Origin of the sequence: Luteolibacter sp. SL250 (assembly GCF_026625605.1) — a bacterium.
GTDB lineage: Bacteria > Verrucomicrobiota > Verrucomicrobiia > Verrucomicrobiales > Akkermansiaceae > Luteolibacter.
This window is the reverse complement of sequence record NZ_CP113054.1, coordinates 209,245-234,422: the sequence shown is the minus strand read 5'-3', so window position 1 is coordinate 234,422 and position 25,178 is coordinate 209,245. Positions and strand designations below refer to the sequence as shown.

The following is a 25,178-nucleotide window of genomic DNA, read 5'->3' as shown; positions in this document are numbered from 1 at the left end:
TCAAAGGTCGTCGGTTCCCGCGCGGAGGATCGCCTGCAGGCGGTCGCACTCGGCGGCGAAGGCAGCTTCGTCCATCCCGGCGGGCACGACAAGCTTCTCATCGAAAACCACCTTCACCCGGCTGAACGGCTTCGGGATCACCAGGCGGTCCCACGTTTTCAGCCGCCAGGCGGAGGCATAGGTCGCGTGGATGGGGATGATCGGCACGTTGGCGGACTCGGCGATTTTCACCACACCGGGCTGGAATTCGTAGCGCGGGCCGCGTGGGCCGTCCGGGGTGATGCAGACGTCCAGCCCCTCCTTCAGCGCGCGCTTCATGCCCACCAGCGCGGCCACCGCCCGCCGTGAGGAGGAACCGCGGACGGCACCCAGGCCGAAGACGGCCATCGCGTGGGAAAGCATGGCCCCGTCATGGCTGGCGCTGGTCAGCACCACGCTCTTGCGGCCGTTGCCGCCGGTTTTGTGCCAGATGGGCGGGAGGGTGAAGATCCGGTTGTGCCAGAGCGCGAACATGACCGGTGTGGAGAAATTCCCCGGTGTGCAGATGCCGGAGCGGTCCTCGATCTCATAGCGCAGGGTGGCGGCCCACAGCTTCATGAACCACCCGGCGAGCGTGCCCAGCACTTTCGCCTTCCGGCTTTCCCGGATTTCGCTGCCCTTCGCTCCCATCAGATGAATCCGGCGGGGTGAAGGGTGTCCACCAGGTACTGCTGCCGGGACATCATCTCCTGGTAAAGTTCATGGGTCTGCATGTCAGGCTCCACACGCAGCCGGGGATCCCCGGAGACCAGATACGTGGCGATTTCCGCGAAGCCGAGCGACTCACCACTTTCATGGAAGAAGGACACCGCCGCCTGCATCGCGGCACCGACCGCCGCGCCCTGGCGGCTGGAGACCGGTGCGACCGGGATGCCCAGCACGTCCGCCAGCAGGCGGAGCGTCACCGGGCTGACCCCGCCCGGACCGAGCAGGCGGATTTCCGGCGGGTCGAAGCCGAGGTCGCGCAGGCGGCTCATGGCGTAGCCGAGGCCGAGCGCCACACCCTCCGCGGATGCCCGCGCGAGGTGGCCGGGAGTGAAGTTCGCCGCAGTGATGCCATGGAGCACACCCGTGCCCTCCGGCAGCCGTGGCATCGTTTCACCGGAGAAATAGGGCAGCATCAGCAGGCCGTCCGCGCCGGGGGCGACGGCGGCGACGTTCGCCTCATACTCCTCATGGCTCCAGCCGTAGTGCCTGCGGAGGATTTCCGGAGCGACGGCGATGTTCGATGCGGTGGCGGTCCCCAGCCAGCCGCCGGTGGCATTGCACAGCGGGAGGATCTCACCGCGGAGGTCGATGACCGGCTCATCCCCCACACCGGCGATGATGCCGGTCGGTCCCAGTTCCATGGCGACGGTTCCGGGTGAGACACAGCCCGCGGCCAGCGCGGAAAGCATGGCGGCACCGCTGCCGGAGGAAATCTGAACCTGCTCCGGCAGCCCCCATTCCTTCGCCAGTGCGGCGCGGATGAGGCCGCGCGGTTGGTCGGAGACGGAGAGCGGCGGCAGCAGGGCGGCCAGACCGGGGTCGATGAAATCGATGAGGTCCTGTGACCACGCCCGCCGGCGGATGTCGAAGAGGCCGGTGGCGGATGCACTGCCGGCGTCCGTGACGCGCTCCCCGCTGAGCCAGTAGGAAATGAAATCCTGGGCGGTGAGCAGGTTCGCCGCCCGCTGGAAATGGTAAGGTTCGTGCTGTTTCAGCCACAGGCATTCCGCCGCGGCGGAGTCCACTCCGGGAGCCTGGCCCACCAGCTCGATCAGGCCCGGCCCGCCGCCGAACGCACGTGCGATCTCGTCCGCCTGGCGTTTCACGGAAACGTCCCCGGCCATCTTCGCGGGCCGGATGATGCGGTTCCCCTCATCCAGCAGCACCAGCCCGCGCTGTGGACCCGCCACACCGATGGCGGCGACGCGATCCTTCGCCGGTCCCATGGCCAGCAGGCACTGGCGCACGGCACGGTTCACCGCGTCGATCCACATCGCCGGATCCTGCTCGCGGTAGCCTGCGGGGAGTCCCTCGATCCAGGCGTGCTGGGCGTATCCCTCCGCGCTGATGACCGCAGCCTCGAGATCGAGCGCCACCGCACGAGTGCCGCCGTGACCGATTTCAATCCCGAGAAAGTGCATTGCGAATGGAGGAAAGTGTCACGGCTTCCATGCCGTCGCAGGATTCTCACAGGCGGACGGCCATTTACAAGTCCCTCTTCACAAATCGGGAGTAAGGAGGGTGGACACTCTTGTCCACCGGCTGCATTGGCAGACAAAGGAAGAGAAGTTTTCAGTGTTCAGTTTTCAGGGAAGAGAAGAAGGCTTACCGCGAATCTTACGAATCCGGCGAATCCTGAAGAATCCATCTCTTGGCGAACTTTGCGTTTTGGCGGTGGATGGATGCCCTACAGCTCCTTCACCCGGATGGTGATGCGGTGGGTGGTCCCCGTCCGCGGGTCAGTGGCGGTGAGGACGTGGGTGCCTGGCTTCAGGTGAATGACCGGCTCGGGGGTTCCCTTTTCCACCACCAGCGTTTCGGACGACCATTCCGCGACGCCGGGCAGGTTGGTGACGGGGCAGAGCTTGTCGGAGCCGGATGGGATCTCCGGGTCCAGCAGGTAGGTGGTGCCGTTGGCCGGGGTGATGACGCGCAGCGGTTCCGCGGCGGGCAGCGCCTCGTCCAGCGCCAGCTCGCCCAGCCGGTGGTTGGCCGCGCTTTTGAACCACTCCTTGTAGGTCGGGTCGAGCAGGGCCTTTCCGTCCGCGTAGTCGCCGCTGGTGGCGGGGACGGGCGTGCGCTCCGGCGGGCAGAGGTCCCGGCGGGCGTGGGATTTCTCCGGAAAGTCAGACGGTGCGATGAGCTTGCCGTTACGGGTGTCGATGGTGATGTTGATGAGTCCCGCAGGTCGGTCGAACCAGGTGGGCTCGCGGTCCTTGTGCAGGCGCACCATCGTGCGGTGGAAGATGGGACCGGCTCCGGCGATGCCGGAGATGCCCTTCATCGGCTGGTGCTCGAAGTTTCCGCCCCACACGCCCACGGTGAAGTCAGGGGTGTAGCCGATGCACCAGTTGTCATGGAAATCCGACGAGGTGCCGGTCTTCACCGCGCAGCGGAACGGGAGGTCCAGCGGACCGCCGGGCGGAAAGGCAGGGGCGCGCGCCGCGGGGTCGGAAAGGATGTCGCTGATGAGGTAGGCGCTGATGGGGTCGAAGACTTCCTCCGGGACGGGGGGGGCTTGGATGGGAAAGAACGTGGAAGGGAGGTATCCGCCGCGCCGGGCGATGGCGGCGTAGGCGTTCGTCAGTTCCAGCAGCTTCACCGGAGCGTTGCCCAGCGTGAGGCCCAGCCCGTAGGTCTCCGGCGGCAGGGTCAGGGTGGAGATGCCGAGCTTTTTCAGGAGATCCTCCAGTGGCTGCGGCCCGCCGAGGTGGTTCAGCTCGCGCATGGCGGGCAGGTTCAGCGAGCAGGCGAGCGAGGTGCGGAGCGTGACGGGGCCGCGGTATTTCCGCTCATAGTTCTGTGGCAGGTCCAGTCCCTGCGCGGTGCGGAACGGGGTGGGGATATCGGAAAGGATGGAGGAGGGGATGCGGTGGTTCCGCTCCATGGCGAGGAGATAGGTGAAGGGCTTCAGCGTGGAACCGGGCGAGCGTGGCCGGGTGGCGCCGTTGAGCTGGCCGCCGCGCGGATCGTTCCATGATGCGGAGGAAACGAGGGCCAGGATCTCGCAGGTGGCGTTGTCGATGACGACGACCGCGGCGTGGCGGAGGTTCGCTTCCTTCAGCTTCGCCGTCTCCTCACGGACGATGGATTCGATGTCGCGCTGGAGCGGCAGGTCGAGGGAGGTGCGGGTGGTGGCTCCCCGGACGTCCGGCAGCGAGGCGAGCCACGGTGCGGCCTGGACGGTGCGGAGCGGGCGCAGGGTGAGCGGTTCCGCCAGTGCGGCGGAAATACGGGATTCATCGTAGTTGGTGTTCCCTCGCAGCCGTTCCAGCACCGTGTTGCGGCGTATGAGGGCGGGTTCCGTGCGGCGGATGGGGTTCAGGCGGGTGGGCGCCTGCGGCAGTCCCGCCAGCAGCGCGCACTCCGCCAGCGACAGGTCTGCCAGCGGCTTCTGGAAGTAGAAGCGGGTCGCCTCCGCCGTGCCGATCCGCAGGTTTCCGTAGTCCAGACGGTTCAGGTAGGCGGCGAGGATCTGGTTTTTCGACCAGGTCATCTCCAGCCGCCGCGCGCCCAGGATTTCGTGGACCTTCGCCAGAGGTCCGCGCTTCCGCCTGGGGGAGGAGATTTTGACGAGCTGCTGGGTGATGGTGGACGCCCCGGAGGTCACGCGGCGTTTCATGGCCAGGTCCCGTGCGGCCCGTGCCGTGGCCAGCAGATCCACCCCGCCGTGGCTGAAGAAGCGCTTGTCCTCCGCCGCCAGCGTGCAGGCCACCAGATCCGCCGGGATCTGGTCCAGCGGGATGGGCGCGGCGCGTGTGGAGTCGGGCAGGGTGAGGTGGTGGATGGGCGCACCGTGGCGGTCCGTCAGCACCGGCGAGGCTCCGGGATTCTCCAACAACCCTGGCGGCAGTGGCAGCGCGAACGGCAGCGCGAACCAGCCGAGCAACCCCAGCACCAGGCAGGCGGCGGACAGGCGCAGCAGGGTGCGCAACTTCGGTCGGCGGAGTTTCAAAGCTGGATGCAATTCTTACCCATTTCCAACGGAAGAAAAGGGGGGAGTCTTAGGTGTCAGTTGAAACAGGATAGGCAAACGTGGCTGCTGCGTCCCGCAGCAGGCCGTGGCATCGGCGTCCCGCCGATGATTCGTGTAGCCCGGCGTGAAAGGTATCGTGGATGGTGGATCTACCGAACCTTTGCCACCGCCTGCCGCAGGACGCGGCAGCCACGGTTTTTTTTCCGGGACAAAAGGAAAGGAATGCCCGCGTAATGGTCCGCCATGTTCCTGAAAACCCTCTCTCCATCGAAATGTGCCCTCGCCCTTTCCGCCTCATTGCTCATGCCCCTGATGGCGGAGGTGGAGGTCATCGCCGGATCCCCGGTCACGGAGGCGGTGAACGAGCCGTTCAGCGTGGATTTCGATGCGAAGGGCGACCTCTACGGGGTGGAGTTCACCAAATCGAACCGTGTCTTCAAGCTGTCCGGGAAGAAGCTCACCTTCGTCGCCGGCATCAACCATAACACGGAGAAGGTGAAGCACGTGGACCAGCACGATGGGAAGGACCCCATGAAGGCGGCTTTCCATGGCATGCACGACATCCGGATCACCGGAGGAAAGGCCATCCTCGCGGATTCCTTCAACCACACCATCCGCACGCTGGACCTGGCGAGCGGCGAGGTCGCGACGATCGCGGGCACGCCCGGCAAGGCGGGCTTTGGCGGTGACGGCGGTCCGGCGACTGCGGCGTCCTTCAACATCACCATGACCGGCACGCTCTCCCCGGACGGGAAGCGCCTCTACATCGCGGACATCGGCAACCACCGCGTGCGGGAGATCGACCTGGCGGCGGGCACCGTGAAAACGGTGGCGGGCAACGGCCGGAAAGGAAATCCCGCCGATGGCACGGACGCGCTACAGGCCCCGCTGGGGGATGCGCGGGCAGTCACCCAGGCGGAGGACGGCACGCTCTATGTCCTTCTGCGCGGCGGCAACTCCCTGGTGGAGGTGAAGGGCGGGAAGGTGCGCACGGTGGTGAACGCCACCGGCAAGAAAGGCTACGGCGGCGATGGTGGCGATGGCCGGGAGGCCCTGATGAACGGCCCGAAATACGTCGCCATGGACAAGGGCACCGTCCTCATCTGCGACACGGAGAACCACTGCGTGCGCCGCTATTTCCCGGAAACCGGAAAGATCGAGCTGGTCGCCGGAACGCCCGGCAAGGCCAACAACGAGGTGGGGAAAACCCTGCTGGAAACCGGCCTCCGCCGTCCCCACGGAGTACGCATCGGGCCGGATGGGAAGCTCTACATCGCGGATACCTACAACAACCGCGTGCTGCGGGTGAAGTGAGGGGGGCGGGCGCGCCGGAACATGAAGCGGGTGGGACAGGAGTGTCCCACCTCCTTACTGGCGTGCGACGGGAGCGGGTACCGTGGCCAGATTCTCCTTCGTGGCTTCCACGGCGGCGGACAAGCCCTTGTTCTGGGCGTCCTTGCCGACGGCGGGGTAGCGGTGCGAAGGCACTTTGGTGACGAAGGTAAGCCCCAGCCAGACAGCCAGCATCAGGGAGACGGCAACGACGAAGTTACGTGTATTCTTCAAGTTGGGGCAGGCGACCGATTTGTTTCGCCGCGCGTTTTCTTGATGATTCCACGCATTTTTGCAATTCAAAAAACCCGGTGGGCGAGGGGATCACGCCATCAAATCGGTATTGTCGTCGGGGCGTCCCGCCATTAGCGTCCTCCTCCGCGGCACCCGCAATCTTCCGCGAAACAACGGCAACCGAAACCTCTCTCCATGGGCATCTTCAAAAAACCACCACTTCGCGGAAATGATCGTCGGGACGACATGCCTGACGGCCTCTGGATCAAATGTCCGGACTGCGGGGCGATGATCCACATCATCGAGCTGAAGCAGAACCTCCACGTCTGCCCGCACTGCAACCACCATTTCCTGCTGGATTCCCGGGAGCGCATCAACCTGCTGGCGGATGCCGGATCCTTCGAGGAAACCGAAGCCGGCCTGGTCTCCGCGAATCCTCTCGGCTTCACCGGCTATCAGGAAAAGACCGCCGGTCTGCGCGACAAGACCGGCCTCGATGACGCCGTCGTCACCGGCCGCCTCACCATCAACGACCAGCCCGCGATGATCGCGGTGATGGATTTCAAGTTCTTCGCGGGCTCCATGGGTTCCGTCGTCGGTGAAAAGATCACCCGCGCCGTTGAAACCGCCGTCAAGGAGAAGCGCGGCGTCATCATCATCTCCGCCTCCTCCGGCGCGCGGATGCAGGAGGGCATGCTTTCCCTCATGCAGATGGCGAAGACCTGCGGCGCGCTCGCCCGTCTCTCAGAGGCAAACCTGCCCTACATCTCCGTCCTCACCCACCCGACCACCGGTGGCGTGACCGCCTCCTTCGCCACCATCGGCGACATCAACCTCGCCGAACCGAAGTGCATGATCGGCTTCGCAGGTCCGCGCGTGGTGAAGGAGACGACGCACCAGAACCTGCCGCCCGGCTTCCAGACCGCCGAGTTCATGCTTGAGCACGGCCTCATCGACGCCATCGTCCAGCGGAAGGATCTGCGCGACAAGCTGGGCAGGCTGCTGGCCTACATGATGCCGCAGAAGTGATGGAGAATCCCTACCTGACACCTGCTTCGGCAGATGAACCGTCAGGTTTGCCGCCGGACAGCCCGGATCATGTCCGGCGCGAGCATATCAACCATGAGGCATCCGTCCGTTCCATCGGCACCCTGTGCTACCTGGGGGCGATCCTATGGATCTTGGTTGCCACGTTAGCTATCTCCAGTTTGTCCAATCTGCAACGGCGGGCTGATGGCTGGGTATCGGTCGCTGGGCTGGTCGGTGATTTATTGGTCGGCCTCATCCTGCCCATGGCGATGGCCCTGCTGCTGTTCTTCGGAGGGCGGGGACTGCGCAAGCTCACTCCGTGGGGCCGGGTGGTCGGCATCGTCGTCGGGGTGGTCGGCCTCGCCGCCATCCCGGTGGGACCCATCCTCGGCATCTATATCCTCTACCTGCTTCTGTCGAAAAAGGGGAAGATGGTCTTCAGCCCCGCCTACAAGGAGGTCATGGCCGCCACTCCGGAGGTGAAATACAAGACCTCCATCTGGCTATGGGTGGTCTTGGGGCTTGTCATCCTGCTCCTGCTGTTCGCGGTCTTCTCTTCCGTGATGTAGTCCACCCGGGGTAGCGTAATGGCTGCGCCATTACGGCTGGGAGCACCCACGGATCTCCCATGGCTCCGGTTGGGCAGGTCTTCAGCGGAGGTTACCTCCAATTTCCGGACCGGATATTTTTTCCGACAGGTGGCCATTGCAAAATTGCACGGAACTTTTCAACATCGCAGCCCCGCCGGATCGGGTTCCGGCGCGTTCCGCGATTCTCCAAACTCAACGACCATGCCACTGACCATCAAACCGAAGTCCGAATGTGCCTTTGACCAAATCTCGCTGGGAGAAGTGATGCTGCGCCTGGATCCGGGCGAAGGCCGCATTCGGACCGCCCGCAACTTCGCCGCCTGGGAGGGCGGTGGGGAATACAACACATCCCGCGGCCTGCGGAAATGCTTCGGCTACAAGACCGCCGTGGTGACCGCCTTCGTTGACAACGAGGTCGGCCACCTCATCGAGGACTTCATCATGCAGGGTGGCGTGGCCACGGATTTCATCCAGTGGCGCGAGGACGACGGCATCGGGCGCAAGGTCCGCAACGGCCTGAACTTCACGGAGCGGGGCTTCGGCGTCCGCGGCGCGGTGGGAAATCCGGACCGTGGCAACACCGCCGCGTCCCAGCTCAAGCCGGGTGACATCGACTGGGACCACATCTTCGGCAAGCTGGGCGTCCGCTGGTTCCACACCGGCGGGATCTTCGCCGCCCTTTCCGAGACGACCGCCGCCCTCACCGTGGAGGCCGTGAAGGCCGCCAACAAATACGGCACCATCGTTTCCTACGACCTCAACTACCGCCCGTCCCTTTGGAAGACCATCGGCGGCCTGCAGAAGGCCCAGGAGGTCAACCGGGAGATCGCGAAGTATGTCGATGTGATGATCGGCAACGAGGAAGACTTCACCGCCTCCCTCGGCTTCGAGGTAGAAGGTGTGGACCACAACATTTCCTCCATCGAGACGGACGCGTTCAAGAAGATGATCGAGACCGCGGTGAAGGAATTCACGAACTTCAAGGTGGCGGCCACCACGCTGCGCACCGTCCACACCGCGACCGTCAACGACTGGTCGGCGATCCTCTGGCACGACGGCAAGTTCCACGAGAGCCGGAACTACGACAAGCTGGAGATCCTCGACCGCGTGGGCGGCGGCGACAGCTTCGCCTCCGGCGTGCAGTTCGGCTTCCTGGAGTTCAACGACCCGCAGAAGGCCGTCGAATACGGCGCTGCCCACGGCGCCCTCGCCTCCACGACTCCGGGTGACACCTCCATGGCCACCCGCAAGGAAGTGGAGAAGCAGATCAGCGGTGGCGGCGCGCGCGTCGTCCGTTGATACGGCATACGCTTTGAGACGCCATGGCCTGCGGGCGATGGCGTCTTTTTTACCTCTGGATCTTGCCGGAGGCGGTGCGCTGGAGTTTCTCCACGAAGGTGAACTTCAGCGGCACCTTGTAGGCGGCCAGACGCTCGCGGCAGTGGGTGATGAGCCTGAGGTTTTTCGGCGGATTGGAGGGATCCCGCAGGACGATCTCCGCCGCCGGGATGGAGCCGGTATCCGGATGCGGGTGGGCATACACGCGGCACTCCAGCACGTCGGGCTGATCGTTGAGCACGGCTTCGATTTCCTCCGGAAAGCATTTCAGTCCGGCCACGTTGATGACGGATTTCAGGCGTCCGGCGAGGGTAACGCAGCCGTCGCCGTCGATGGAGGCGAGATCCCCGGTGGCGAGCCAGCCGTCCTCGAGCACCGTGTCGCGCGGTTGCCAGGGATCGAGGTAGGCATCGAAGAAACCCGGGCCCTCCAGCAGCAGCTCGCCGATGCCGTTCTCATCGGCATCACGGATGCGGATGCGGAACCCGGCCTGTGGTTGGCCGACGGACGTCGGCTTGTCCGCCGCATGGTGTAGGTTGAGCAATGGCAGGCCACCTTCGATGATACCCAGCCCCTGGGTGAGCGGCATGCCGAACCTGGCGAGCCACTTCTCCGCCACGTTGGCGGGCAGGGCGGCGGCGGTGGACACGGCCAGCCGCAGGTGGGGGAGGGGGCGGGCGTTCGGGCAGGAGGCGAGCAGCCCGTGGTGGAACGGAGCCGCATAGAGGACGGTGGCCGGTGTTTTCTCCAGCTCATCCATCAGGTCCTCACCCAGGTGGGACTTCGCCAGCAGGGTGGTCGCGCCGTGGAGCAGGTAGAGGACGATGGAGACGGCGAAATGGTGCGCCATCGGCAGGATCCACAGCACCCGGTCCGCCGGTCCGATGCCGAGACCACTGTTGCAGGCGGTGACCCGTGCCAGCAGCGTTTCATGGGAAAGAACCACGCCCTTGCTGCGGCCGGTGGTGCCGGAGCTGAAGCGGATCAGCGCGGGATTGAGCGCATTGAGGGTGGTTTCATCGAACGGCGGCACGTGGCCGAAATCCCCGTGGAGGGTGGCCCCGCCGATCTCCTCACTGGCTCCAGACGGGCCGGTCCATGGTTGGCCTGCGGTGGAAATGAGGCAGTGGACGGCGGTGGTGGCGATGAGCTTCGCGCGCTCCGGCATCGCCAGTTCCCCCGGTACCGGCACCAGCGTGCCACCCGCCTTCAGCACGGCCAGGGACCAGACGATGTGGTCGATCCCATTCGGGATGCTGATGGCCACCCGCGCGTGGCGCGGAAACAACGGCGACCGCTCCAGTGATGCGGCGGCCTGCTCCATGAGGGTCCGCAATTCGCCATAGGTGACCCGGATCCCGTCCTCCACTAGGGCGGTGGCGGTGGGGTCGCAGCGGCGGAAGATTTCATCGGTGATGTTCATGGTCTGCCGGTGAGGGATGAAATGAAAGCGGCCTGGAGCGCGGATGCTTCCTCCGTGGTGAGCACCCCGTCGCGCCAGGAGGTGGTGATGGCCATGCGGCCGCGGTGTTCTCCCACGAAGACTCCGGTGCCAGGTGGTCCGTAGAATCCGGGGGCATGCCATGCGTTGGTGATGGCGGCCCCGCAGAATGATTCCAGCCCGCCCGCGAACAGCCCGGTGTGGCTGTGGTGGAAGGAGGTGGTCTGGCCCTTCATCTGCATGTCCAGGAACTTCGCGTACACCGGGGAGGGCAGGATCATCATCCACCGCTGCATTTCCGCGAAGGAGTCCGCCAGCTTCGCACGCATGGCTTCCTGCTGCCTGCGGATGAGCGCGGTGGTCAGCGTGGCGATGTCACCGGCCTCGTCCTGCCTCGTGTGAAGGAACATCACGGAAACATTATTGCGGAAGATGGGGCCGGGCTTGCCGCGCGGCCGGTCCTGCAGGGGCAGGGCGACCACATCCTGCTCCGGCAGTCCGCCGCGGAACCCCCGCCAGACGGCGTGGTGGGCCAGGATGGCGGCGGCCAGGTAGAAATGCGTCTGCACCAGCGGCCCGCCAATGGTGGCGGCCCGTTGCTTCACCCCCGCGGATTCCTCCTCGGTCAGGACGTGCCGGGAAAACCTGAGCCTGCCAACCTTCGAACCCGGTGGTGTCAGGGAGCGGATGCCGGTTTTGAGCAGCCCCATCAGGTGGTCCAGCATCGGCTTCGTCGCCTGCCAGCGTTCGTGGAGGCTGTCCCTTTTCGATCCGGTGGGATGGGAGAAACCGGGGGCGACGGACTCCGCCGACGGGTCCTTCCACAGCGCGGCGATCTCACGGACCAGCCACTCCGCCCCCACGCCATCCAGAACGATGTGCCGCCAGGTCAGGATCAGGTCGCAGGTGCCGCCGGCGTGGATCACCGCGTCCATCCGCACATGGCAGCGGCGTGGCTTTTCCAGTTCCGGACCGGCGTCATTGAGGAGGTGGTCCAGCAACGCGGCGGCGGAACCGCCTTCGTGGAGGTGGAGGGGAATGGTGTCCGCGGCATGCTTCGAGCGGACATACCAGGCGTGCAGGGATGGCAGCGGGCGGCTGACAGCGGACCCCAGGATGGGATGACGCCGCATCGTCTCCTCCAGCGCCGTCCGCAGCCGGGTGAAGTCCGGCACGGCGGAAAGTTCCAGTACGGTGCAACTCACGTGGCGGCCCTGCCGGCGGCCCATCCGGCTCTCCGTCGCCAGCACGTAGGCGTCGGTCTCGCCGACTTTGACCAGCTTGTCCCCCATTGCCGCGCTCACGCCGTCTGTTTTCCGGTCACCAGCCCCGAGATCGCCGTGGTGGTGTGGAAGTTATCCCGCGTGACCTCCCCCATGGGAATCTCCACGCCGAAGTTCTCCTCGATCAGGAGCAGCAGTTGCATGATGGCCATCGAATCCAACCCCGCCTCGAACAAATCATCCTCAGCGCCGAATCCGGGGGATAGCTCGATCAACTGGCCGTCGATCAGATCGCGGATCCGGTCGGGTGTGGGAGTGGAGGCGCTGGGCATTGGCTGGTCAATGCGGAGGCTAGAAAACCCGGCCATCCACCGCAAGCCGGAATGGCCGCGATGGATCCTGCCCGGGCGGAAGTCCGCCACCCGGGCCCCGTGGATTTTCCGCCTCACACCATGGAGTGCAGGCCCACGACGTTCCCTTCGGTGTCCTTGAACAAGCCCATGAAGCCGTGGGGCGGGATGGCGGTTCGCGGCTTGATGACTTCTCCGCCCGCGCCGGGGATCCGGGAGAGAACACCGTCGAGATCACCTCCCGCGTTCAGATAGACCAGCGTGCCACCCTCGCCGGGCTTGCAGCCATCCATGAGGGTGATGCAGCCGCCCACGCCCTTGTCATACTCGGCGGGGAAAAGCGCCATCTTGCACCCGCAATCGGTCACCTCCATCGGCGCGCCGAGGATCGTTTCGTAGAAGGCCTTCGCACGATCGAAGTCGGCCACCATGATCTCAAACCAGTTCACTGCGTTGTTTTTCATCTTTTCGGGTAGTTGGGGTTGGAACGTCCGGAGTCATCCCGGACACGCAGCCATCCAACCACCCGCCACTGACAACCCTATGTCAGCAGGTTGAAAAAATTTCCGCCGAAATCCTCAGGCCGTTCCTAAAGCCGCATCACCCTCCCTACTTTTTCTTTCGCGAAATACTCGATGGTGGCTCCCTTGGGCAGCCGGTATGCACCCAGTGCCCCAACAACCAGATCGAGACTCTTCTTCCCATCATAGATCAGCAGATCCACGTAGCAATTCCGGTTCCCCATACCCCCGCCGACAAGCCTCCCGGCAGCATGCTTCCGCAAGGCTTCATCCAGAACATCCTCCAACTCCGCTCTCTGTTCGACTTCCCTCCCTGATTCCAGAAATCCATTGGGGATACGGACATAAATGTAATCAGCCCCTACTCCCTCGAACGGATCATCAAGCTGGCCCTCCGCCTTCTGATAATCATAGAACAGATGCGGGACAGCCGTACTCAATGTCATCAGGTCCCCTCGTGGAAATGATCTTTCCCCGGGACTGATCCGAAAAAGATTATGAGCCTCACCGGGCGGATACTTTTTCCAGCCTTTGGCTGCCGAAATTCCAGAGACGTATTCAGGCAGCTCCGAAAGAGGAAATGATTCCGCCAGCCTGTCATCCCCAAAACGGATCTGCCCGATCCACCACTTCGTACCATATTCGCCGAGAGCTTCGTCCAGAAACAAAAACACCACCGTCCACCGTTGCCGCTCTTCGATGCGAGGCCACTCAGGATGCCAGATCGTCAGGTCAATGCGTTCATCCTCCTCATCAATCACGGGAGTCACCCACATGCCTTTGGCCTCGAACTTCGTCCCCCCGATTTCAAAATAGCCCTCTGGATTTCCTGGTTGCCTCGAAGCATGGAAAGTCCACCCCTCGATGCGTGGTGCCAAAGACAACCAATGTAGTGCGAGCAGTTGACGGCTCTCGACTCCCTCTCCGCTCAGAGTGAAAGAATGCCCTCCATGTTCACCCGGGCCATAGACCCATGCAAACCCCGGAAAAAGCTCATGGACCTTTTGGCTGGTGACGTCCGTGAGATCGCCACAGCGGCCATCGTCGATCGCTTGTCTGAATTCCGGAGCCACCTGCTGGAACCAATTCCAGAACCGGCGGACTCTGTCGTTGAACGTGTTTTCCCGATTTTCCGGAGCGCGTCGTTTGAAAATGGATAGCATGATGTTATCAGGCCACCATGACTAGCCTGTCGGCAAGGCCATGGCAATGACCAGAATCTCCAGGTGAGGAACCATGTCCCTGCCAAGGGTCAGCAGGGTGAAAAAATTTCCGAAAGCCGGTATCTCCCCGCCATTTGCCCCACCAGCGAGCGGATTTCCTCCCGCAGTTCCGCCGGTTCCTCCACCTCCGCATCCAGGCCGAAGCCCATCACCCAGGACGCCATCCACTTCGTGCAGGAGGTCAGTCCCTCCACCCTCACCCAGCCATCGCCCAGCGGACACTCCGTGAGGGAGGCGGAGTAGCACTCCGTCCGCACGCGTTCCATCACCTCCTGCCGGAAGCGGATGGCCATGGGGATGATCTCGTGCGCGCGGATCTGCTCCGCGAGAAAGTCCTTCATCGAAAAGTCATCATGGCCGTGGAAACGCTCTTCCAGCACCTGCCAGCGGTCCATGCGGTCCAGCCGGAAGTCCCGCACCGCCCCCCGGAGCTGGCAGTGGGCGATGAGATGCCACTGTCGGCCGTAGAACACCACCCCCAGCGGTTCCACCAGCCGGTCCGTGACCAGACCGCGCCTGCCCGCATCGTACGTCAGCGCCACGCACTGCTTCCGCACCACCGCCTGCTGCAGCGGCATCAGTGACTGGCGCTCCTCATCTCCCGAAGAAGGAACCGGCAGCCATACCCGGACGGACCGGGAAAGCCGGTTCAGGTAGTCCCGCTTTTCCGCAGGCAGCACCGCCCGTATTTTCAAAAGGGCATCCCGCAGCGCCTCGCGCAGCGATTCATCCGCGATCTGCTCCGTGACCTCCCCGCTGAGGAAAAGGGCTGCCGCCTCGTTTTCCGTGAACATCACCGGCGGCACGTGGTAGCCACGCATGAGCGAGTAGCCCATGCCCGCCTCGCCGATGATCGGTACGCCCGCCTCGCCCAGCGCCTGCAGATCCCGGTAGACCGTCCGCACGCTGATCTCGAAGTGCGCCGCGATCTTCTCCGCCGTGATCACACGGTGGCTCTGCAGCAGGAGGATCATCCCGGTGAGACGGTCGATGCGGTTCATCGTGTCCGTTCTATAACAGACACGGAACCGCGCAACAATCGCGGGGTAGTGAACTTCCCCGGGGTAGCGAACTTCGTGAGAAGTTCGGCTGGGAAGACGTCCACTACGGAAAAGCTCAGGCTCGCCGATGGATTCCTGCTGCTTCCGTTGGAAGGAAGTGCACCCCGCCGAAGGTCTCACGACCTTCGCTACGGAAGATGATCCCTCAGACCGCCGCGGCGATCTTCGCGAACTTGTCGTCGATGAAGCGCAGTACCAGTTCTTCCGTCGCGTCGTCCTTCAGGCGTTCCACCACCTCGACGGAGAAGCCGCGGGCGATGAGCTGGCGGGCGGTCACCGGGTCGATGCCGCGGGCGCGGAGGTAGAAGATCTCCTCATCGCTGATCTGGGCGGAGGTGCTGCCGTGGGAGCACTTCACCTGATCCGCGTTGATTTCCAGGCCGGGCATGGAGTTGGCTTCCGCATCGTCGCTCATGAGCAGGTTGCGGCAGGTCTGGTAGGCGTCCGTGTAGTGCGCGCCCTCATCGACGAAGATGAGGCCGGAGAACACCGTGCGGGTGCGGTCGTAGAGGGAGTTCTTGTAGAGCAGGTCCGAGTAGGCGTGGTCCGAGGCGTGGTGCTGGAACGTGCGCTGGTCGTATTCCTGTTCGTGGGAAGGGATCGAGACGGAGAGCATTTCGGACCGTGCGCCCGGCCCTTCCAGGCGGGAGAGCGATTCGTTCCGCACCCACGACGCGCCGGTGTTCACGATCAGGCCGATGGTCGATGCGTCCTTCGACGTGCCGGTCTCGTTGATCTGGATCATGCGGGTCTGCTCGTTGAGCGCCTGCAGGGCGATGTAGTCGAGCTTCGATCCGGCGGAGGTGCGCAGGTCGTTGAAAGCGATAACCACGCCCGGCTCCGCATCATCCGCGGAGCGGAACATGTCCACCACGCGCACCTTGGCGTGCTTGCCGGTGGCGATCAGCGTGTGTGGGAAGGCGATGACGTTCTTTCCGGAAATCCAGTGGTGCACCTCGATGGTGCCGGCCACCTCGACATTGTCCGGCACGTGGACGAACAGGCCGTTGGTCAGGGACGCCTCGTGCAAGGCGGCGAACTTGGCGGAGCCCAGACGCGTTTCCTGCTTCATGAAATGTTCCTGCACCAGTTCGCCATGCGAGACGAGCGCCTCGGCGAGGGAAAGGCAGACGACGCCTTCCGGCAGACCGGCGGACGCGGAGCTGACCAGCTCATCATTCACAAATACCAGCTTCGCCGCCGGGGCTTCCAGGCCGGTGGATTTCGCCACCAGCGCCGCGGACTCCACCTTTCCGGCGCGTTCGAAGCCGGTGAAGTCGAGCTGTTTGAGGTTCGCAAAACGCCATGGCTCGTCACCGCGCTTTGGCGCTGGGGTGGCGAGGTAGCGTTCCCAGGCCGCCTTCTGGCGGTCGGCGAACCATGCGGGGAATGAGGCGGAAGTCTGTGGCGCCGGAGCGAGCGTAGTGGACATTTCGGGAGAGCTGAGGAAATCAGGCGGAGTGACGGAAATCATGGATCGGCGGGTGCGGGATCAGCCGACGGAGCCTTCCATCTCGAGATCGATGAGGCGCTTGAGCTCGACGGAGTATTCCATCGGGAACTCGCGGACGAGGTCGTTGATGAAACCGTTCACCGCCAGCGACATCGCCTGGCCTTCGTTGAGACCGCGCTGCATGAGGTAGAACAGCATGTCTTCGGAAACCTGAGAAACGGACGCCTCGTGCTGGGTGGAGTGCTTGTTGCCCTTCACCGTGATGGCCGGGTAGGTGTCCGTGCGGCTGTTGGTATTGATGAGCAGCGCGTCGCACTCGGTGTTGTTCTTGCAGCCCTTGAGATGCTTCGGGATGTGGACCTGGCCCCGGTAGGTGGAGCGGCCCTCGCCGACGGAGATCGACTTGGAAACCACGTTGGACGTCGTGTAGTCCGCCGCGTGGATCATCTTCGCGCCGGTGTCCTGGTGCTGGCCGTTGTTCGCCAGCGCGATGGAGATCACCTCGCCGCGCGCGCCTTTGCCCTTCATCACCACGCCGGGATACTTCATCGTCAGGCGGGAGCCGATGTTGCAGTCGATCCAGCGGATCTCCGCGTCCTCCATGGCCAGACCGCGCTTGGTCACCAGGTTGAACACGTTGGACGACCAGTTCTGGACGGTCACGTACTGGATCTTCGCGCCCTTCAGAGCCACCAGCTCCACCACCGCGGAGTGCAGCGTGGAGGTTTCGAACTTCGGTGCGGTGCAGCCTTCCATGTACATCACCTCGGCGCCTTCGTCCGCGATGATGAGCGTGCGCTCGAACTGGCCGAAGTTTTCCGAGTTGATGCGGAAGTAGGCCTGCAGCGGTTGCTTCAGCTTCACACCCTTCGGGATGTAGATGAAGGATCCTCCGGAGAACACGGCGCTGTTGAGCGCGGAGAACTTGTTGTCACCGGTCGGGATGACCTTGCCGAAGTAGGGGCGGAAGATCTCCTCATACTTGTGGAGGCCTTCGGTGGAGTTCACGAAGATGACGCCCTGCTTGGTCAGCTCCTCCTTCACGTTGGAGTAGGCGGCCTCGGAGTCGAACTGGGCCTCCACACCGGCGAGGAACGCGCGCTCCTGCTGCGGGATGCCGAGACGCTCGAAGGTTTCGAGAACGTCCGGCGGGACCTCATCCCAGGAACGCTTCGGCTTCTCACCGTCGGAGAGGTAGTAGCGGATGACATCGAAATCGATGTTCTCCAGATCCTTCGTCGCCCAGTTGGTGGGCATCGGCTTGTCATTGAAAACCTTCAGCGCGCGGTGGCGGAAGTCGCGCAGCCACTGCGGATCTCCCTTCACATCGCAGATGTAGTCCACCGTCTTCTCCGTCAGGCCGCGGCCCGCGTCGAACTTGTTGCGCTCCGGGAACGTGAAGTCGCCCTTCGTGCGGTCGATGTCGATCGCGTCGCGGGTTTCCGAATCGAGAACGGCTGAGTCTTCGTAGGACATGATTTTCAGGGAAAAGGGAATTAGGCGAGGGCAGGTTCCTTGAGGAATTCGTAGCCGTCTTTCTCAAGCTCGAGCGCCAGTTCGGGACCGCCGGAGCGGACGATGCGGCCTTCGGCCATCACGTGGACGTAGTCCGGCTTGATGTAATCGAGCAGGCGCTGGTAGTGGGTGATGAGGAGGAAGCCGCGGTCAGGGGAGCGCATGGAGTTCACGCCCTTGGCGACGATCTTGAGGGCGTCGATGTCGAGGCCGGAATCCGTCTCATCGAGGATCGCGTATTTCGGGTCCAGCATGATGAGCTGGAGGATCTCGTTGCGCTTCTTCTCACCACCGGAGAAGCCTTCGTTCACGGCGCGGGCGGTGAATTTCCGGTCCATCTCCAGCAGGTCCATCTTGGAGTAGAGGTGCTTGTAGTAGGCCACGGCGTCCAGTTCCTCGCCCTTCGGCAGGCGGGCCTGCAACGCGGCGCGGATGAAGTTGGCGTTGGAGACGCCGGGGACTTCGGAAGGATACTGGAAGGCGAGGAAGATCCCGTCGCGGGAACGCTCGTCGATCGGCTTCTCCAGGATCTCCTCACCGTCGAGGGTCACGGAACCGGAGGTGACGACGTAGCCCTCATGGCCGGCGATCACCTTGGAGAGCGTGGATTTGCCCGATCCGTTCGGTCCCATGATGGCATGGACTTCACCTTTCGGAATTTCGAGGGTGACGCCCTTGAGGATTTCGGTGCCGTCTTCGAGCGTGGCGTGCAGGTCTTGGATGTGGAGGCTCATGTGTGGTGGGAGAGGTTCAGGCGTTTGGTTGGGCGGCGATTTTCCCGCTGACGGTGATCTCGATCTCATCGACCAGCGCACCGGGCGGCAGGTCGAGGAAGTCGGCGGGGTTCACCCCTGGCTTGAAATGCACGTCGAGGATCGATCCGGTCACGGAATCGTGGAAATGGCCGTGTTCCTGCAGGTTGGAACAGTAGCGCGACGGGCCGCGCTCGAAGTTCACCTGCCGGATGATGTTGTGTTGGACAAGCGCTTCGAGGCAGTTGTAGACGGTCGCCAGCGAGATGTTCGGCAGGCGGTCCTTCACCCGCATGAACACGTCGTTTGCCGTCGGATGGTCCGGTTCCTGCATCAGGATCCGGTAGACTTCCTGCCGCTGGCGCGTCATCCGGAGCCCGGAAATCTCCTCGGGGAGACCGGAGTCCGCTGGGTTGGATGAGTGGTCGCTGGCCATCGCGGCGGGAACGTCCTCCCACGGGCAACCGATATCAAGAATAATTCTAATTATTTATTTAGGATAATCTAAGTAATCAGGTGTCGGATGATTCCGCGCCCAATCTCCCGGGCAAGGAGCGGTGAAATCAGCTTTTGATGACCGTCGCGGCGACCTTTCCGATGACCCGGATTACCTCAAATGCAATGTCCAGGCCGGTGAAGGTGTCCAGGACGGTGTCCGCGGGCTTGCCCCACGTCCACTCCTCCCGCTTTTCCGGGAATTCGATGCTACCGCCCGTCGGGTTTGCTTTGCGGGGTGGCGGCGCGAACAACCGTCCGATCCGTTTCGCTTCTTCCTGCTGGTGAATGAGTTTTCCTCCGGCGCGCCACCATTCCGCGAGGCGGCGCAGTTCCCCGCCTTCTAGCCACAGGCCGTGGGTGCCGCAGCGGTCCAGGATCACGCCGCTGCGGCCGCCGAAGTTCAGGTGGCTCATCCGCTCCGCGCACATCGGGCATTTCCGGTAGATCACTTCGTGTTGGAAGCCGTAGTCCGCCGCCACTTGGTCGAGCATCAGGGAGTCGAACCGCACGGAGGCCTCTGTCTGCTGGTGCAGCACCGCCTCCAGCTCGCCCGGATTGAAGAACATGCCGAAGCATTCCCCGCAGCGTTCCACCTTCATCGGCGGTGAGCTCGCCACCTCGATGACGTGCAGGAGCTTCGTGCAGGACGGGCACGGCAGTGCGGTGTCCGGCACGCTCAGGTCCCGGAAATGCATTTGCCGCAGGTCGATGTCCTGCCGCACCCCGCAGTAGGGGCAGAAGTTCATCGGGCCTTTCAGGGCACCACCGCAACTGTGGCATTTCATGGACGCCGTATTTATAGAACCGTCCACCGCGAGTCCATTCCACACGGAGGCGGTGTTTCCATCGGGAAATCCCGACCGATTTCCCATGGTTGACCCTCCCCCCCGGCGTTGCTAGCGTCCGCGCCCCGTCATGAGTGACTCCGCAAAGAACTACAAGGACACGCTGACCCTGCCGCAGACGACATTTCCGATGCGCGGGGACCTCGTGGAGAACGAACCGAAGCGCCTGGAGCGCTGGGAATCGAGCGGACTCTACCAACGGATTATTGGCCGCCGCCGCGAACAGAACGCGCCGGAGTTCATCCTCCATGACGGCCCGCCCTTCGCCAATGGCGACGTCCACATGGGCACCGCGCTCAACAAGGTGCTCAAGGATCTGGTGGTGAAATCGAAGACCATGGCGGGCTACACCGCCCCCTTCATCCCCGGCTGGGACTGCCACGGCCTGCCCATCGAGTTCAAGGTGGTGAAGGAAGCCGCGGGCCTGGAGCCTGCGGAGATCCGCCGCCGTTCCGCCGAGTTCGCCAACAAGTTCATCGACATCCAGCGCAATTCCTTCCGCCGCCTGGGCGTGTTCGGGGATTGGTATAACCCTTACCTCACCATGGCCCCGGCCTATGAGGCGGACATCCTCCGCGTCTTCGCGAAGCTGGTGGAGGGCGGCTGCGTTTATCAGTCGAAGAAGCCGGTCCAGTGGTCCTACGGGGCGCAGACCGCGCTGGCCGAGGCCGAAGTCGAATACCACGACAAGGAAAGCCCGGCGATCTTCGTGAAGTTCCCGCTGCAGGACGTGCCGCAGTCCGTCTGCGCGCTGGAGGGAGCCTCCATCGTCATCTGGACCACCACCCCGTGGACGCTTCCGGCGAACCTCGGCATCGCCGTGCATCCGGAGTTCACCTACGTGGTCGGGCGTTTCGAAAAGGATGGCCGGGAGGAGATCCTCGTCATCGTCCGTGAGCTGGTGGAGGCCTTCGAGCAGAAGACCGGCTTCAAGCTGGCGAAGCCGCTGGAGGAGATCCGCGGCCGCGAGTTCGATGGCCTGCTGGCGCAGCATCCTTTCCTGGACCGGACCTCGAAGCTCATCCTCGCCAACTTCGTCACCACGGAGACCGGCACCGGTGCGGTGCACATCGCCCCCGGCCACGGCGCGGATGACTATGTCGCCGGCCAGCAGAACGGCCTGGCCGTGCTTTCCCCGGTGGACAACGAAGGCAACTTCACCGCCGAGGCCGGCCTCGACGAGCTCGTCGGCAAGCACGTCTTCAAATCGAACGACCGCATCATCGAGATCCTCGAGGAGAAGGGCGTCCTGCTCGGCAGGGAAGTCTACAAGCACTCCTACCCGTATTGCTGGCGCTCCAAGACGCCGATCATCTTCCGCGCCGTCGAGCAGTTCTTCATCTCGCTCGACACGCTCCGCGGCCTCGCGCTGACGGAGATCGACAAGGTGGAGTGGCTGCCCGCGTGGGGCCGCAACCGCATCTATGGCACCGTGGAGGCGCGCCCGGATTGGTGCATCTCCCGCCAGCGCACCTGGGGTGTGCCGCTGCCCGTGTTCTTCGACGAGAACAACAAGGCGATCCTCTCCGCCGATGTCGCCCGCAAGGTGGCCGATCTGGTCGAAACGGAAGGCACCAACATCTGGTTCGAAAAGACCGATGCGGAGCTGGCCGCCCTGCTCGGCCTGCCCGCCAACGTGACCCGCTGCCGCGACACGCTGGACGTCTGGATCGACTCCGGTTGCTCCCACGTTTCCGTGCTGGAACGCCATCCGGAGCTGCACGCCCCGGCCGACCTTTATCTGGAAGCGACCGATCAGCACCGCGGCTGGTTCCAGAGCTCCCTCATGATGAGCGTGGGCTGGCGCGGCGTGGCCCCCTACAAGTCCGTGATGACCCACGGCTTCGTCGTGGACAAGGACAAGAAGAAGCTCTCGAAGTCCGAGGCGGAGAAGGCCGGCAAGCCCATCGACGCCGCCCACTTCTACAACAAATACGGCGCGGACATCGTCCGGCTGTGGGTGTCCTCCGTCGATTGGCAGAACGAAGTGCCGTTCGGTGAGGAACTCTTCAAGCAGGTGGCGGAACCCTACCGCCGCCTCCGCAATACCCTGCGGATCCTCTTGGGCAACCTCGACGGCTTCGATCCGAAGACCGCCCCGGCGGCACCGGCCTACACGCTGCTGGACCGCTGGATCCTGGAACGCCTGCACGGGGTGACCGCGGAGTGCCTCCAGGCCTACGAGAACTACGAATTCCGCAAGGTCTTCAACGCGCTCAACCAGTTCTGCACCACCGACCTTTCCGCTATCTACATCGACGCGCTGAAGGACCGGATGTATTGCGACGCCGCGGACTCCCCGCGCCGGATCGCCTCCCAGGCGGCGATGCATGAGGTGTTCACCGTGCTGGCGAAGCTGCTCGCGCCCATCCTCGCCTACACGGCGGACGAGGCGTGGGAGCACGCGACCTTCACCGAAGGCACCATCCATGAGCAGGACTTCCCCGCCGCCAATCCCGCCTTCGCCCCCGGTGAGGCGACGAAGACGGTGGAGCGCCTGTTCGCCATCAAGTCCGTCATCCAGACCGCCATCGAGGGCCGGATCCAGGCGAAGGAGTTCACCCGCAACAACGAGGCGCATGTCACGCTCACGCTGCCTGCGGAGGATGAGGGCATGGTCTCGCTTCTCAGCGACCGGGACTTCGCCACGGAGTTCTTCATCATTGCCGGGCTGGATGTGAAATGGAGCGACCATCTCTCCGCGACCGCCGCGAAAACCGAACTCTGCCTCTGCCCGCGCTGCCGCAAGCATGAACCACTGCTGGAAAGCGGTCTCTGCTCCCGCTGCGACGCCGTGGTGTGATCCAAAAGAAACGATGACCTTCTTCACCAAGCTCCTGCTCTTCGTCACCCTCCCGCTCTACGTGATCGACCAGATCACGAAGTTCTGGACGGTGGCGAAATTCGCGCCCCCGTGGTCATACGACGCCCACCAGTGGGAGGTCATCAAGGACGTGTTTCACTGGGTGCGGGTGCACAACCAGGGCGTCGCCTTCGGCTTCGGCAACGGAACGGCCTGGGCGCCGGTCGTCTTTCTTTGTGTGCCCGTCATCGCGCTCACGATGATCCGGATCTTCTGGAAGAAAGGTGTCTTCGACAACGCGGCGTCCAAGGTCGCGGTGGCCCTCCTGCTCTGCGGCATCTTCGGCAATCTGACCGACCGTCTGGTCCAGGGATTCCTGCTGGAGGAGTTCAAGAACGGGTCCTTCTGGCAGCGCCTGTCCGAGGGCTACGTGGTCGATTTCATCTCGGTGAAGCTGCCGTTCTACGAAAAGATCGTCCCGGCCAGCCAGGGCTGGTGGCCCTCCTTCAACGTTGCGGACTCCTGCATCTTCATCGCCGCTTTCACCCTGTTCTTCGCCGGCATCCGGGAGGAAAAGAGGAAGAAGGCCGTGGAGGGCTGACGATGGGGCGGCAGGTTCGTCCCACGGTGGTGTCGGACTGAGCCTGCAAAGGCCGGTCCGCCTGAGCTTTCGTGCGCATCTGATGAAGGTCCCTTTCCAAGGGGGGCATGCCCGTTTCGATGAGGCGATACCGTGCTACGGACTGATTGACTTGGAGTTTGACAGCTTGGAAGGAATCGTGATTAATGCGCTTTTTCCAATAAAAAACCACACAAACAAAGAAAAACAAAATTTCCCGGTTTGTATGAAAACTCCTTTCTTCCTCATTCTATTGTCAGCCGCGCTGTCACTGCCGTTGTCAGCCGCGACCATGTCATTCCAGCAGGGAGTCTCCCCCGATGGATTCTACGAGCATGTTTCCTATGATTTCCGGAGCAATGACTCATCCAGCAACGTGGCGCTTCTGGCCATTGGCAATCAGGTCGGCGGCGTCGGCCTGATCCGGGGATTGCTCGGCTATGATCTCAGTTCCATCCCTTCGGGTTCCACCATCGACAGCATTTCCCTCACGGTGACCGCTGTGAGTGGCAACGCCGTGGGCACCATCAATCTCCACCAGATCACCCCCAACGGCAGCCTGACGAACGTCATCTCCGAGAACCAAGCCAAGTGGATCAACTGGGAAACCAGCGGCCCGACCGCGTGGAGCAATCCCGGCGGGGACTATGGCGGGATTTTGGCCACCACGACGGTCAGTTCGGTCGTTGACGGAGCTACCCATACATTCGGTTCCTCCTCCAGCTTCATCGCGGCCGCCCAGGCCGCGCTGAACGCGAATGCCCCCCTGCAGATGATCCTCATCGCCCCCGACTCGGAAGCGTCTGGCAGCACGACCTTGATCCGGTTCGGTTCAGACGATCACGCCACGCCGGCCTACCGTCCGCTGCTGACCATCAACTACACCGTGCCGGAGCCTTCCTCCGTGGTGCTGGTGGGGCTGGGGGTGCTCGCCATCTGCGGCAGGAGGAAGAGGTGACGGGACGGGGACACCGCTGGATCAGCATCCCCCGCCAGCGGCGACTGGTGGCCATCCCTTCAACGTGGCGGATGCCTGCATTTTCATCACTGCCTCCACCCTGTTCTTCGCAGGCATCCCGTAGGAAAAAGAAAGCGAAGGCGGAGGAGGGTTGAGCTGAAAACAGGTGTTCAGCGAATCCGTTTTCTCCAACCATCATCGTGCCGTGCGGCATGTAGCACGGCGATGACGAGAATCGCCCGTGCTGCTTCATCCACCGTGTAAATAACGCGGTAAGGGAATCTCGCGGGATAACGCCATCGCAGATCCAAGGTTGAATGACGTTTCCCGCCAATCAGCGGAAACTCGCAGATGTCATCCCAAACTTTGAAGATTTCTTCGATAAAGTCGTTGCCAAGCCCGGGCTCCCTCGACTCATACCAGTGAGCCGCCTGGGTGACGTCCCTCCGAACCTCCGGACGGAATTCCACCATCCAGCTCATCGCTTGAATTCCTCCCGGAGCAACGACTTCATTTGCTCAAACGGGATCGCCGAAGAAGGATCGCGCCGGTGATCCTCCAGTCTGGAGAGCACCAACCGCTCATCCTCCGGAGCAAGGCCGGAATCATCCAACTCCATCGCGCGGAGAACCAACATCTGCCTTTCCGCAACGGTGAGGGTCGGAAGTTC

General features: G+C 63.4%; 23 protein-coding genes. 7 read left to right on the top strand and 16 right to left on the bottom strand.

The features are described 5' to 3' along the window. The 3 genes from OVA24_RS01105 to OVA24_RS01095 form a co-directional block, all read right to left on the bottom strand. Positions 1-669: a lysophospholipid acyltransferase family protein gene (locus OVA24_RS01105; RefSeq protein ID WP_267672647.1), complete on the bottom strand. Its 669-nt coding sequence runs from the start codon at positions 667-669 to the stop codon at positions 1-3. Next, positions 669-2,168: a xylulokinase gene (locus tag OVA24_RS01100; protein WP_267672645.1), complete on the bottom strand. Its 1,500-nt coding sequence runs from the start codon at positions 2,166-2,168 to the stop codon at positions 669-671. Before OVA24_RS01100 ends, OVA24_RS01105 begins: the two co-directional genes overlap by 1 nt. A 266-nt stretch (positions 2,169-2,434) precedes the next feature. Next, positions 2,435-4,702: a transglycosylase domain-containing protein gene (locus OVA24_RS01095; protein ID WP_267672643.1), complete on the bottom strand. Its 2,268-nt coding sequence runs from the start codon at positions 4,700-4,702 to the stop codon at positions 2,435-2,437. Between the two features lie 264 nt (positions 4,703-4,966). Here OVA24_RS01095 and OVA24_RS01090 point away from each other — a divergent pair, with 264 nt between their 5' ends. Then, a complete protein-coding gene (locus tag OVA24_RS01090) occupies positions 4,967-6,037 on the top strand; it encodes an NHL repeat-containing protein (protein WP_267672640.1) in 1,071 nt (356 codons plus the stop codon). A gap of 54 nt (positions 6,038-6,091) precedes the next feature. Here OVA24_RS01090 and OVA24_RS01085 read toward each other — a convergent pair whose 3' ends face one another. Next, a complete protein-coding gene (locus tag OVA24_RS01085) occupies positions 6,092-6,289 on the bottom strand; it encodes a hypothetical protein (RefSeq protein WP_267672638.1) in 198 nt (65 codons plus the stop codon). Between the two features lie 195 nt (positions 6,290-6,484). Between OVA24_RS01085 and accD the strand changes: the two genes are divergently transcribed. The 3 genes from accD to OVA24_RS01070 all read left to right on the top strand — a co-directional run bounded on the left by accD (position 6,485) and on the right by OVA24_RS01070 (position 9,207). After that, entirely contained in the window at positions 6,485-7,318 is an 834-nt protein-coding gene (accD, locus tag OVA24_RS01080; RefSeq protein ID WP_267672636.1) for an acetyl-CoA carboxylase, carboxyltransferase subunit beta, read from the top strand. Between the two features lie 179 nt (positions 7,319-7,497). Then, positions 7,498-7,887, top strand: coding sequence for a hypothetical protein (locus OVA24_RS01075; protein WP_267672634.1), 390 nt, complete (start codon positions 7,498-7,500; stop codon positions 7,885-7,887). Between the two features lie 222 nt (positions 7,888-8,109). Next, positions 8,110-9,207 (top strand): sugar kinase, encoded by a 1,098-nt coding sequence (locus OVA24_RS01070; protein WP_267672632.1) that lies wholly within the window; start codon positions 8,110-8,112, stop codon positions 9,205-9,207. A gap of 49 nt (positions 9,208-9,256) precedes the next feature. Here the strand turns inward: OVA24_RS01070 and OVA24_RS01065 are convergent, their stop codons facing one another. From OVA24_RS01065 to OVA24_RS01015, 11 genes are all read right to left on the bottom strand, one after another. Continuing rightward, entirely contained in the window at positions 9,257-10,669 is a 1,413-nt protein-coding gene (locus OVA24_RS01065; protein WP_267672630.1) for a class I adenylate-forming enzyme family protein, read from the bottom strand. Next, the gene (locus OVA24_RS01060) at positions 10,666-11,991 is read right to left on the bottom strand and encodes a non-ribosomal peptide synthetase family protein (protein ID WP_267672628.1); all 1,326 of its coding nucleotides are present in this window, start codon (positions 11,989-11,991) and stop codon (positions 10,666-10,668) included. Before OVA24_RS01060 ends, OVA24_RS01065 begins: the two co-directional genes overlap by 4 nt. After that, a complete protein-coding gene (locus OVA24_RS01055) occupies positions 11,988-12,242 on the bottom strand; it encodes a phosphopantetheine-binding protein (RefSeq protein ID WP_267672626.1) in 255 nt (84 codons plus the stop codon). Before OVA24_RS01055 ends, OVA24_RS01060 begins: the two co-directional genes overlap by 4 nt. A gap of 113 nt (positions 12,243-12,355) precedes the next feature. After that, a complete protein-coding gene (locus tag OVA24_RS01050; protein ID WP_267672624.1) occupies positions 12,356-12,724 on the bottom strand; it encodes a VOC family protein in 369 nt (122 codons plus the stop codon). Positions 12,725-12,849: 125 nt separating this feature from the next. Continuing rightward, positions 12,850-13,944: a hypothetical protein gene (locus OVA24_RS01045; RefSeq protein ID WP_267672622.1), complete on the bottom strand. Its 1,095-nt coding sequence runs from the start codon at positions 13,942-13,944 to the stop codon at positions 12,850-12,852. Between the two features lie 89 nt (positions 13,945-14,033). Next, the gene (locus OVA24_RS01040; protein WP_267672620.1) at positions 14,034-15,005 is read right to left on the bottom strand and encodes a helix-turn-helix transcriptional regulator; all 972 of its coding nucleotides are present in this window, start codon (positions 15,003-15,005) and stop codon (positions 14,034-14,036) included. 205 nt (positions 15,006-15,210) lie between these two features. Continuing rightward, positions 15,211-16,497, bottom strand: a complete 1,287-nt coding sequence (locus OVA24_RS01035; RefSeq protein WP_267672618.1) for a SufB/SufD family protein — start codon at positions 16,495-16,497, stop codon at positions 15,211-15,213. Between the two features lie 60 nt (positions 16,498-16,557). Then, complete coding sequence (sufB, locus tag OVA24_RS01030; RefSeq protein WP_267672616.1) at positions 16,558-17,994, bottom strand: Fe-S cluster assembly protein SufB; 1,437 nt, start codon at positions 17,992-17,994, stop codon at positions 16,558-16,560. A gap of 20 nt (positions 17,995-18,014) precedes the next feature. Then, positions 18,015-18,767 carry a Fe-S cluster assembly ATPase SufC gene (gene sufC / locus OVA24_RS01025; protein WP_267672614.1) on the bottom strand — a complete coding sequence of 251 codons (753 nt, stop codon included), beginning with the start codon at positions 18,765-18,767 and terminating at the stop codon, positions 18,015-18,017. A gap of 16 nt (positions 18,768-18,783) precedes the next feature. Continuing rightward, positions 18,784-19,155 (bottom strand): Fur family transcriptional regulator, encoded by a 372-nt coding sequence (locus OVA24_RS01020; protein ID WP_267672612.1) that lies wholly within the window; start codon positions 19,153-19,155, stop codon positions 18,784-18,786. Positions 19,156-19,348: 193 nt separating this feature from the next. Next, the gene (locus OVA24_RS01015) at positions 19,349-20,068 is read right to left on the bottom strand and encodes a zf-TFIIB domain-containing protein (RefSeq protein ID WP_267672609.1); all 720 of its coding nucleotides are present in this window, start codon (positions 20,066-20,068) and stop codon (positions 19,349-19,351) included. Between the two features lie 130 nt (positions 20,069-20,198). Here OVA24_RS01015 and ileS point away from each other — a divergent pair, with 130 nt between their 5' ends. From ileS to OVA24_RS01000, 3 genes are all read left to right on the top strand, one after another. Further along, on the top strand, positions 20,199-22,931 hold the full coding sequence (ileS, locus tag OVA24_RS01010; RefSeq protein WP_267672607.1) for an isoleucine--tRNA ligase: 2,733 nt from the start codon (positions 20,199-20,201) through the stop codon (positions 22,929-22,931). 13 nt (positions 22,932-22,944) lie between these two features. Beyond that, positions 22,945-23,532 carry a signal peptidase II gene (locus tag OVA24_RS01005; RefSeq protein ID WP_267672605.1) on the top strand — a complete coding sequence of 196 codons (588 nt, stop codon included), beginning with the start codon at positions 22,945-22,947 and terminating at the stop codon, positions 23,530-23,532. Positions 23,533-23,776: 244 nt separating this feature from the next. Continuing rightward, positions 23,777-24,508, top strand: a complete 732-nt coding sequence (locus OVA24_RS01000) for a PEP-CTERM sorting domain-containing protein (RefSeq protein WP_267672603.1) — start codon at positions 23,777-23,779, stop codon at positions 24,506-24,508. Positions 24,509-24,678: 170 nt separating this feature from the next. Here OVA24_RS01000 and OVA24_RS00995 read toward each other — a convergent pair whose 3' ends face one another. After that, the gene (locus OVA24_RS00995; RefSeq protein ID WP_267672601.1) at positions 24,679-24,990 is read right to left on the bottom strand and encodes a type II toxin-antitoxin system RelE/ParE family toxin; all 312 of its coding nucleotides are present in this window, start codon (positions 24,988-24,990) and stop codon (positions 24,679-24,681) included. Positions 24,991-25,178 lie beyond the last annotated feature (188 nt).

Excerpts from the sequence above, each read along its gene's own strand:
- OVA24_RS01100 (WP_267672645.1), bottom strand. The coding sequence starts at position 2,168 with ATGCACTTTCTCGGGATTGAAATCGGTCACGGCGGCACTCGTGCGGTG.
- OVA24_RS01000 (WP_267672603.1), top strand. The coding sequence starts at position 23,777 with ATGAAAACTCCTTTCTTCCTCATTCTATTGTCAGCCGCGCTGTCACTG.
- OVA24_RS01065 (WP_267672630.1), bottom strand. The coding sequence starts at position 10,669 with ATGAACATCACCGATGAAATCTTCCGCCGCTGCGACCCCACCGCCACC.
- OVA24_RS01050 (WP_267672624.1), bottom strand. The coding sequence starts at position 12,724 with ATGAAAAACAACGCAGTGAACTGGTTTGAGATCATGGTGGCCGACTTC.
- OVA24_RS01070 (WP_267672632.1), top strand. The coding sequence starts at position 8,110 with ATGCCACTGACCATCAAACCGAAGTCCGAATGTGCCTTTGACCAAATC.
- OVA24_RS01020 (WP_267672612.1), bottom strand. The coding sequence starts at position 19,155 with ATGACGCGCCAGCGGCAGGAAGTCTACCGGATCCTGATGCAGGAACCG.
- OVA24_RS00995 (WP_267672601.1), bottom strand. The coding sequence starts at position 24,990 with ATGAGCTGGATGGTGGAATTCCGTCCGGAGGTTCGGAGGGACGTCACC.
- OVA24_RS01005 (WP_267672605.1), top strand. The coding sequence starts at position 22,945 with ATGACCTTCTTCACCAAGCTCCTGCTCTTCGTCACCCTCCCGCTCTAC.
- OVA24_RS01040 (WP_267672620.1), bottom strand. The coding sequence starts at position 15,005 with ATGAACCGCATCGACCGTCTCACCGGGATGATCCTCCTGCTGCAGAGC.
- OVA24_RS01105 (WP_267672647.1), bottom strand. The coding sequence starts at position 669 with ATGGGAGCGAAGGGCAGCGAAATCCGGGAAAGCCGGAAGGCGAAAGTG.
- OVA24_RS01055 (WP_267672626.1), bottom strand. The coding sequence starts at position 12,242 with ATGCCCAGCGCCTCCACTCCCACACCCGACCGGATCCGCGATCTGATC.
- ileS (WP_267672607.1), top strand. The coding sequence starts at position 20,199 with ATGAGTGACTCCGCAAAGAACTACAAGGACACGCTGACCCTGCCGCAG.
- accD (WP_267672636.1), top strand. The coding sequence starts at position 6,485 with ATGGGCATCTTCAAAAAACCACCACTTCGCGGAAATGATCGTCGGGAC.
- OVA24_RS01090 (WP_267672640.1), top strand. The coding sequence starts at position 4,967 with ATGTTCCTGAAAACCCTCTCTCCATCGAAATGTGCCCTCGCCCTTTCC.
- sufC (WP_267672614.1), bottom strand. The coding sequence starts at position 18,767 with ATGAGCCTCCACATCCAAGACCTGCACGCCACGCTCGAAGACGGCACC.
- sufB (WP_267672616.1), bottom strand. The coding sequence starts at position 17,994 with ATGTCCTACGAAGACTCAGCCGTTCTCGATTCGGAAACCCGCGACGCG.
- OVA24_RS01015 (WP_267672609.1), bottom strand. The coding sequence starts at position 20,068 with ATGAAATGCCACAGTTGCGGTGGTGCCCTGAAAGGCCCGATGAACTTC.
- OVA24_RS01035 (WP_267672618.1), bottom strand. The coding sequence starts at position 16,497 with ATGTCCACTACGCTCGCTCCGGCGCCACAGACTTCCGCCTCATTCCCC.
- OVA24_RS01045 (WP_267672622.1), bottom strand. The coding sequence starts at position 13,944 with ATGCTATCCATTTTCAAACGACGCGCTCCGGAAAATCGGGAAAACACG.